The sequence below is a fragment of the Nocardiopsis sp. TNDT3 genome (assembly GCF_003427465.1).
Lineage (GTDB): Bacteria > Actinomycetota > Actinomycetes > Streptosporangiales > Streptosporangiaceae > Nocardiopsis > Nocardiopsis dassonvillei.
Genome location: NZ_QPFC01000253.1, coordinates 1 through 8769, shown reverse-complemented (window position 1 = coordinate 8769; position 8769 = coordinate 1). Strand labels below are relative to the sequence as shown.

Genomic DNA, 8769 nt, shown 5'->3' with positions numbered 1-8769 from the left:
ACGGACGCAGTCCCTCAGCAGGGCCCGCCGCTGGTCGTGCACGTCCGGGGGCTCCGCCGCGGTGGCGGCGTAGACGTTGCTCACCGGCGACCAGGCCATCGACATGGCGATGACCACGGCCATCACGTCGAAGGGGTCGCCCCGCCTGACGCGCCCGGCGGCCTGGGCCTCGGCGATCGCGCGGAGCTTGTGGTCGTCGTGGCGCTCGTGCTCCGCGACGAGGTGTCCTTCCGGGCGCCGCTCCAGACGGGCCCAGGTGGCGAGGCGGATGAGGTCGGGGCGCGCGAGGTACTCGTCGTAGAGGCGCACGGCCCAGTCGGCCAGGTCGTCGGCGTCGATGGGGGCGACGTTGGTGATGCGCTCCAGCGAGGCGAAGAAGATCGCGTCGAAGAGCCGTTCCTTGTTGCCGAAGTAGCCGTAGAGCTGCGCCTTGTTGGTCCGCGCGGCGGCGGTGATCCGCTCGACGCGGGCCCCGGCGATGCCGTGCCGGGCGAACTCCCGCGTGGCGGCGTCGATGATCCGCTGGTAGGTCGCGGCTCCGCGCGCGCTCGACGGCTGGTCGGGCATCGGCTGCTCAGGCATACCCCCCACGTTAGCAGACCGACCGGTTTGTTTGCGAAACCGGTTAAGCCTGCCTAGACTCAAATAAACCGAACAGTCTGTTTAAGGAGAGAGATGCGCACCACCACCGGCTGGCAGGCGGACCCCGCGACGCGCGCCCTGCGACGCACGTCCCTCCAGCGCCGGGACCTGCGCCCGGACGACGTCGCGGTACGGGTGGACTACTGCGGTGTCTGCTTCAGCGACCTGCACGCCCTGCGCGCGCACGGCAGCGACGCGGACGGAGTCCTGGTGCCGGGGCACGAGTTCACGGGCACGGTGACCGAGGTCGGCGGCGCGGTCACCGGTTTCGCTCCGGGCGATCCCGTGGCCGTCGGCAACATCGTCGACTCGTGCGGGACGTGTCCCATGTGCCGGGTCGGTCAGGAGAACTTCTGCCGCGAGTTCCCGACCCTGACCTACGGCGGCAGCGACCGGCGGGACGGGACGACCACCCTGGGCGGCTACTCCCGCGAGTACCTCGTCAGCGAGGGGTTCGCCCACCGGCTGCCCGCGGGCCTCGACCCGGCCGCGGCGGCGCCCCTGCTCTGCGCCGGGGTCACCGTCTGGGAACCTCTGCGGGCCCTCGGGGTGGGCCCGGGCAGCACGGTCGCCGTGGCCGGGTTGGGCGGCCTGGGCCACCTCGCCGTCAAACTGGCCGTCGCGCTCGGCGCCACGACCTCCGTCATCAGCCGCAGCCCGGACAAGGCGGAGGAGGCACACGGCCTCGGCGCCGACGGGTTCGTCGTCTCCACCGACGCCGGGCAGATGGAAGCCGCCCGGAACAGGTTCGACGTGGTCATCGACACCGTCTCCGCTCCCCACGACCTGGCCCCCTACCTGGGCACGGTCGCCATGGACGGCACCCTCAGCCACCTCGGCCACCTCGGCCCGGTCACCGTCGACACCACCGACCTGCTCATCGGCCGCAAGAGTCTCAGCTCCGCGGGCAGCGGCGGACGCCCGTCCACCGCCGCCATGCTCGACTTCTGCGCCGAACACGGCATCACCGCCGACATCGAGCTGCTGCCGTCGTCCCAGGTGAACACGGCGCTCGAACGCCTGGAACGCAACGACGTCCGCTACCGCTTCGTGCTCGACATGTCCGACCTGGACTGAGCGCGGGCCCGGCCGCGGCCCGGGCCGGCCGACGGCACCGCCCCCCGAGGGGTACCGTCCTCAGTCCATCGGTGCGGCTTCGTCTCCTCCCCTGCCACGCACCGTCAGCGGGGAAGGAGGCGGGGCGGGGCGCCGACATGTCCGCGGCCGTCAGGAGCCGGGCGTCTCGGAGCGGTGGGAGTGCCCGTGCTGGCGCCCCAGCCCGAAGTAGTGGCGGAAGTTGTAGATCATCGGGTTCCAGCGCGCGGGATCGACGTGGTCGGTGCCGGGCACCACCAGGCGCTCGTCCGCGTGCACCCGCAGCACCTCGGCCTGGACCACGGTGAAGTCGCCCGAGGCGTCGGCGTCCACGCGCACCGCCCGGGCCTCCAGCTGCAACGGGCACTCGGCCACGCGGGGCGGCGCGACCCGCTGCGACCCCTGCGGGGTCAGGCCCGCGGCGGCGAACTTGTCGGCCTCGAAGCGGCAGCCCGGCGGCTTGCCCGGGGGCACGGGCGAGCGCCCGGTGAGCGGGGCCAGCCGCTCGACACTGGCCCAGTCCTCGGCGGCGGGGAAGCTGGCCACGAGTTCGGGGCGCTCGGCCAGGTTGCGCGCGGTCTGCCCGGTGGCCCCCAGCCCCAGTACCAGCAGGTACCCCAGGGCCCAGGCCGAGGAGATCGGAGCGAGATTGGGGGTGCCGTCCTCGTTGACGGTGGAGAGCAGCACCACGGGGGTGCCGAAGTAGAGGATGCGCGGTCGGATGGTGCGGTGGGCGAGGGGCGCGGCGGCGTGCCCCGGGGCCGTTCGCTGGTCGGTGGTCATGACCGGGACTCTAGGAGGCCGACACTTCGGCGGCGGTCGAACTGTTCCCGGCCCTCACGCCACCGGACCGGCGCCCGCGGACCGGTGCCCGGGCCGGAACCAGCCCCGGCCCGGACACCGCTGCGGTCAGGCCTTGACCCGGTGGGTGTCGACCGTCCACGCGCGCGCCCGGTCGCTCAGGGTCACTCCCAGGCCGGGCCGGTCGGAGAGGTGCATGCGCCCGCCCGAGATCTCCAGGTGCTCGTTGAAGAGGGGGTCGAGCCACTCGAAGTGCTCCACCCACGGCTCGTGCCGGTAGGCGGCGGCCAGGTGGATGTGGACCTCCATCGCGAAGTGCGGGGCCAGCTGGAGGTGGCGCCGGTCGGCCATCGCCATGACCTGGAGGAACTGCGTGATGCCGCCGATCCGGGGCGCGTCGGGCTGGATGATGTCCGCGCCCCCGTGGCGGATCAGCTCGGCGTGCTCGGCGACGCTGGTGAGCATCTCCCCGGTGGCGATGGAGGTGTCGAAGGTCGCGGCCAGGCGCCCGTGGCCCTCGAAGTCGTAGGCGTCCAGCGGCTCCTCGATCCAGACCAGCCCGAACTCCTCGAAGGCCCGGCACATGCGCTGGGCGTCGGCCCGCGACCACTGCTGGTTGGCGTCCACCATCAGCGGCACGCCGTCGCCCAGGTGTTCGCGCACCGCCGCGACCCGGGCCAGGTCCGTGGCGCTGTCGGGGTGGCCGACCTTGAGCTTGATGCCGCCGATACCGTCGGCCACCGCCGCGGCCGACCTCTCCATGACCTCCTCGACGGGGGCGTGGAGGAAGCCGCCCGAGGTGTTGTAGCAGCGCACCGAGTCGCGGTAGCTGCCGAGGAGCTTGGCCAGCGGCAGGCCCGCCCGCTTGGCCTTGAGGTCCCACAGGGCGATGTCGAAGGGCGCGATCGCCTGGGTGGCCAGCCCGCTGCGGCCCACCGAGGCGCCCGCCCAGACGAGCTTGTCCCAGATCTTGCCCGTGTCGCTGGGGTCCTCCCCCAGCAGGACGGAGGCCACCTCCCGGGCGTGGGCGAACTGCCCCGGGCCGCCCGCCCGCTTGGAGTAGCCGAACCCGACGCCCTCGTGCCCGGCCTCGGTGGTGATCTCGGCGAAGAGCATCGCGACCTCGGTCATCGGCCGCTGGCGCCCGGTGAGGACCTTGGCGTCGCTGATGGGCGTGTTGAGGGGAAGGGTGACCGAGGAGATCGTGACGCTGGTGATGCGGTCCTGCGTGGCCGCTCCGGCGTGCGGGGTCATGGGCGTCCTTTTCTCGTGCTCGTGCTCGTGTGCGGGTGTGTGCGTGCGCGGGAGTACACGTGCGGGCGTGCGCGGCGCCCGCCCGCACCGGAGGCCGCGCCGGGCGGCTCAGGAGGTCTCGATGGCCGCCTCGACCTCGGTCATGAACTGTTCGGCGGCCTCGGCCGGGGTGAGGTCGCCGAAGGCGAGCCCGTCGCTGACGCGGCTGCTGATGTCCACGACCTGACCGGCGCCGATCGGCGCGGGCGGGTTGCCGTCCACGATCGTGCCCTCGATCTCGCTCATGAACTCGGCCATCCGGGCGTCGGACTCGGGCAGGTCGTCGAGGATGGCCTCGCGGACCTCGGTGTTGGCGGGCAGGCCCAGGTCGGCCAGGAGCAGCTCGGACGCCGCCGGGTCGTTGAGCATGTAGTCGACGAAGCGGACCGCCTCCGCGGGGTGCTCGGAGCCCGCGGAGATCGAGTAGAACATGGCCGGTTTGAAGAACAGGCCGGTTCGGTCGAACTCGGTCTCGCCGGGGTAGCGCAGGAGCTGGATCTCGCGCCCGGAGGCCTCGACCACGTTGCCGAGCTGGTTGCTCCAGAAGTGCGCCATGGCGCCCTCGCCGGTGGCCACGACCGACTGGTCGATGCCGCCCGCCTGGATCTCCACGCTCCGGGCCGCGCTGGGCTGGCCGCCGTTCTCCAGCAGGTCCTGGGTGATCTCGTACCAGGCCTCCAGGGTCTCCTGGGAGAAGCCGAGGCTGCCGTCCTCGTTGTAGAGCGCCTCCCCGTGCTGGCGGGCGAAGACCTGGAAACCGGCCTCGTTGTAGCTCATGCTCTGGGCGCCGGCGATCTCGCCGCCGGTGCCCTCGCTGATCTGCCCGGCGATCTCCACGTAGTCCGCCCAGGTCCAGGTGTCGTCGTCGGGCATCTCCACCCCCGCGGCGGCGAAGGCCTCGGGGTCGGCGTGGATGGAGTAGGCGTTGACGCCGCTGGCCGCGCCGAAGGTCTGCCCGTCCAGCTGGCCGCTCTCGGCGACCAGCGGGTCGATCAGCGACAGGTCCAGGCCCTCGGCCTCGCTCAGGTCGAGCAGGGCGCCGCGGTCGGCGTACTCGCGCAGGTAGCGCTCCTCCTGCATGAGGACGTCCGGGGAGTCGTTGGCCGCGGTGGTGGTGGCCAGGCGGTCCCAGTAGGCGGACCAGTCGGTGGTCTCCGCCGTGATCCGGATGTCGGGGTTGTCCGCCTCGAAGTTCTCGATGACCTGGAGCATGGTGGCCTGGCGCTCGTTGGAGCCCCACCAGGAGAAGCGCAGCTCGACGGTGCCGTCGTCGGAGCCCGAGCAGGCGGAGGCGAGCAGGACCGTCGCCGCGGTCGCGGCGATCGCGGACAGGGCGGTGCCGCGGCGGCCGTGTCGGCGCACTCGGCCCGGGGGTACGCGCATGGTGGTGTTTCCCTTCGGCTTCCGGCTCGCGCCGGTGACGGCTGTGGCTTCGGTGGGGGCGTCCGCGCCCGGCCGTCCGGGGGGACGCGGACACGGACGTGTGCGTGGGAACACAGGGGAGAAACGGCTCGAAGTGGTCTGGTAAGCGCTATCCAAGGACTATGATGGTCAGTTTCTAGCACCGCGTTCACATGGGTGTCAATGGTTCACATCCATGGACCGCCTGGTGGACCACCCCGCCGCATCGGCGCCCCCTTCGGCCGCGCCCGGCGCCGCACAGGCCCGCCGCCGCATGCTCTCCGCGCCCCTCCACGGGCCCGCCGCGCACCCCCGGTTCCGCGCCACGCGCCCGCCACCACGCGTGTTCTCGCTGCCGGCAATGCTTTCGGAGCCACGGTGGCGCTGGCAGCACGGTCGCTGGAAGGGGGCGACGCGCACTGCCGAGTCCGCATGCCGCCGAGCACCGCCGACTCCGCATGCCACTGGGCGCAGGACACAGCCGGACACCATGCACCGCCGACTTCGCGTGCCGTTGGGCACCATGCACCGCCGAGCACCGCGCACCATGCGCACCATGCGCACCAGGATGGCCTCCCGTTCCTCCGCCCTTGCCTCCATTCCGGAAAGCGCTTACCCTTCCCTGGTGCGCAGCGAAGGTCCATGGGGCGAAAGCCCTCACCCGCGTCGGTGGGCACGCCCGCTCATGGCGGGCCGCGCCGGTGGGGTGGGGTGACCCGCAGTGGACCCGTGTGCGACCACCGCGCCGTGGTGAGGGCGGTGTCGACCGGCGCCCTGCTCCGGGGCGCCCGTCGGCACGGCGGACCGGGGGCCGTGCCTTGTTCAGGGGCGCCCCCGGCCGGGGGCCAGCACCGCTCCGGCGAGGGGCACCAGGGCGAGCAGGAGCCAGGGCAGCGGCCCGCCCAGGTCCAGCAGCGCCCCCGCGGGCACACTGCCCAGGAGCACCACCAGCCCCGACAGCGAGGACAGCGCCCCCGTGAACAGGCCCAGGTGGCGGTCCTCGACCAGGTCGGGGATCCAGGCCCGCACCGTGGGCACGATGAGCACCTGGCCCAGGGTCAGCGCGGTGACGAACACCGCGGAGGGCACGAGCCCGCCCAGCGCGCCGACCGGCATCGACGCGGCGGCCCCGGCGAAGCCCAGGCAGATCAGCACCAGCCCCCACACCAGCGTCGCGCGCCGCGTCAGGCGGGCGGAGGCCCAGCGCAGCATCGGCATCTGCGTGACGATGTAGAGCAGCGACGCCCAGGCCAGCAGCCAGCCCAGCGCCGTCTGGGAGCCGGTCGCCCGCTCCACCTCCGCCGGCAGGGCCAGGTAGAGCTGGTTGTAGGCCAGCAGGTAGCCGCTGTAGGCCAGGCTCAGCGCCAGGAACCGGCGGTTGCCCAGCAGCAGCCGCAGTCCCTCCCGCAGGCGCGGCGTCCCCCTGTCGGCCGACGCGGGCGCGCCCGGCGCGGTGCGGGGCATCAGCCGCAGGTGCCCGGCCAGCACGGCGGCGAAGACCGCGGCCCCGGCCAGGCAGGCGGCGCGGAAGCCGCCGAGCAGCAGCAGGGCGCCCAGCGGCGGTCCGACGAGGGTTCCCGCCTGCCCCGCGACGGAGAACAGGGCGAGCATCCGGGTGCGGGGTTCACCGGTCCTCCGCTCGTGCCGCACGGCCTGGCGCACGATCTCGGTCTCCACGGCCGGGGAGAACAGCGCGGCGGCGAAACCGATGAGCAGTACCGAGGCGATGACCGACGCGGTGCCCTGCGCGAAGCCGAGCCAGCAGAACCCGGCCACGCGCAGCGCGCAGCCCGCCAGCACCACCGGGCGCGCACCGAACCGGTCGGTGAGCGTGCCGCCCACCACGAACAGACCCTGCTGGCTGAACGTGCGCAGGCCCAGCACGAGGCCGACCAGCCACCCGGCCAGGCCCAGAGCGCCGCCGAGGTGGTCGGCGAGGTAGGGCAGGACCGCGAAGAAGCCGACGTTGAACGCGAACTGCGAGCCGATCAGCAGCAGGGGCAGCGCGGGCAGGCCGCACACGTCGCGCAGCGCCGCGGCCCCGCGGGCGGTGGTCCGGGACAGGACGTTCCCGCTCCCAGCCCTGTCCCCGACCCCGTTCCCGGCCCTGTTCCCGGACTCGCTCCCGGTTCCGGCCCTGCTCCCGTTCCCGATCTCGTCCCCGCCCCCGTTCTTGTTCCCGTGCCCGCTTCCGCTCCCGTGTCCGCTCTTGCTCCCGTGTCCGTTCCTGCGGGGCTGCCGTGCCGGACTCACGGGGCGCTCGGCAGCGGCCGGTCCCCGGAGGCGCCGGGGAGGGCCGGGACGGCCTCCACCAGTTCGCGGGTGTAGGGGTCGGCGGGGTCGGAGCACACCCGATGGGCGGGGCCGGTCTCCACCAGCCGTCCCGCGCGCATGACCGCCGCGCGGTGCGCGACGTGCCCGACGAGCGCCAGGTCGTGGCAGATGAACAGGTAGCCCAGCCCCAGTTCGTCCTGGAGGCCGGTGAGCAGGTTGAGCACCCCGGCGCGCACGGAGGAGTCCAGGGCCGACACCGGTTCGTCCAGGACCAGCAGGCGCGGCTCGCAGGCCAGCGCGCGGGCGATCCCCACCCGCTGGCACTGCCCGCCGGAGAGCTCGTGGGGCAGCCGGTCGCCGTGCGCGGGGTCCAGTCCGACCTTCTCCAGGAGTTCGGCCACCCGGGCGGGACCGGTCGCGCGGTCCCAGCGGCCGTGGATGCGCAGGGGTTCGGCGACGGCGTCGCGCACGCGCAGGCGCGGGCTGAGCGAGCCGTAGGGGTCCTGGAACACCGGCTGGATCGCGGGGCGCAGGGCGCGCAGCTCCCTCTCGCCCATGGCGGTCAGCTCCCGGCCCCCGAAGAGCACCGTCCCGCCCTGGGGCCGGCGCAGTCCGATCACGGCCGCGGCGGTGCTGGACTTGCCGCACCCCGACTCCCCGACCAGGGCGAGCGTCTCCCCCGCGCCGATGTCGAAGGAGATCCCGTCGACGGCCGTGACCGGGGCGGCCCGCCGGGTGCGGCCCGGGTAGCGCACCACCAGGTCGCGCACGCTCAGCAGCGGTGGGGTGGTCATGTCGTCCTTTCCCGTGGTGTGTGCGCGGTGTCCGTGAACAGGGAGGAAGCCGGGTCGGGCAGGTCCTGCCAGCGGTGGCACGAGACCAGCCTGCCCGACTCCCCGGCTACCGCGGGTGAGGGCTCCTCGGCGTGGCACCGATCCTCCGCCAGCGGGCAGCGGGGCGCGAAGGCGCAGCCGCCGGGCAGCGCCTCCGGTGAGGGGGGCGTTCCGGCGATGGCGGGCAGGCGGCGGTCCCCGGCCCCGGGCCGGGGCAGCGCGGCGACCAGGCCGGCGGTGTAGGGGGCGCGCGGCCGGGTCAGGACCGGCCCCACCGGGCCCGACTCGACGTGGCGTCCGGCGTAGACGACCACCACCCGGTCGGCGTAGCCGCCGACGACGCCCAGGTCGTGGGTGACCAGGACGACCGAGGTGCCGGTCCGCTCCCGCAGCCCGCACAGCAGTTCCAGCGTCCGGGCCTGCATCCTGG

General features: G+C 73.7%; 8 protein-coding genes. 1 reads left to right on the top strand and 7 read right to left on the bottom strand.

The genetic code is table 11. The features are described 5' to 3' along the window. Nucleotides 1-582: TetR family transcriptional regulator (locus DQW06_RS06995; RefSeq protein WP_157983365.1), on the bottom strand; the 582-nt coding region annotated here is incomplete at its 3' end. Between the two features lie 93 nt (nt 583-675). Between DQW06_RS06995 and DQW06_RS06990 the strand changes: the two genes are divergently transcribed. Further along, nucleotides 676-1719: an NAD(P)-dependent alcohol dehydrogenase gene (locus DQW06_RS06990; RefSeq protein ID WP_117198172.1), complete on the top strand. Its 1044-nt coding sequence runs from the start codon at nt 676-678 to the stop codon at nt 1717-1719. Nucleotides 1720-1869: 150 nt separating this feature from the next. Here the strand turns inward: DQW06_RS06990 and DQW06_RS06985 are convergent, their stop codons facing one another. The 6 genes from DQW06_RS06985 to DQW06_RS06960 all read right to left on the bottom strand — a co-directional run. Continuing rightward, on the bottom strand, nt 1870-2520 hold the full coding sequence (locus DQW06_RS06985; RefSeq protein WP_117198171.1) for a flavin reductase family protein: 651 nt from the start codon (nt 2518-2520) through the stop codon (nt 1870-1872). Between the two features lie 126 nt (nt 2521-2646). Beyond that, the gene (locus DQW06_RS06980) at nt 2647-3792 is read right to left on the bottom strand and encodes a mandelate racemase/muconate lactonizing enzyme family protein (RefSeq protein WP_117198170.1); all 1146 of its coding nucleotides are present in this window, start codon (nt 3790-3792) and stop codon (nt 2647-2649) included. Nucleotides 3793-3900: 108 nt separating this feature from the next. After that, a complete protein-coding gene (locus tag DQW06_RS06975; protein ID WP_117198169.1) occupies nt 3901-5214 on the bottom strand; it encodes an ABC transporter substrate-binding protein in 1314 nt (437 codons plus the stop codon). An 840-nt stretch (nt 5215-6054) separates the two neighbouring features. After that, nucleotides 6055-7485, bottom strand: a complete 1431-nt coding sequence (locus DQW06_RS06970; protein ID WP_117198168.1) for an MFS transporter — start codon at nt 7483-7485, stop codon at nt 6055-6057. After that, nucleotides 7482-8300 carry an ATP-binding cassette domain-containing protein gene (locus DQW06_RS06965; protein ID WP_013152097.1) on the bottom strand — a complete coding sequence of 273 codons (819 nt, stop codon included), beginning with the start codon at nt 8298-8300 and terminating at the stop codon, nt 7482-7484. The genes DQW06_RS06970 and DQW06_RS06965 overlap by 4 nt, the downstream gene beginning before the upstream one ends. Beyond that, nucleotides 8297-8769 (bottom strand): ABC transporter ATP-binding protein (locus DQW06_RS06960; RefSeq protein WP_198662393.1); only part of this gene is annotated, 473 nt, incomplete at its 5' end. The genes DQW06_RS06965 and DQW06_RS06960, both read right to left, overlap by 4 nt.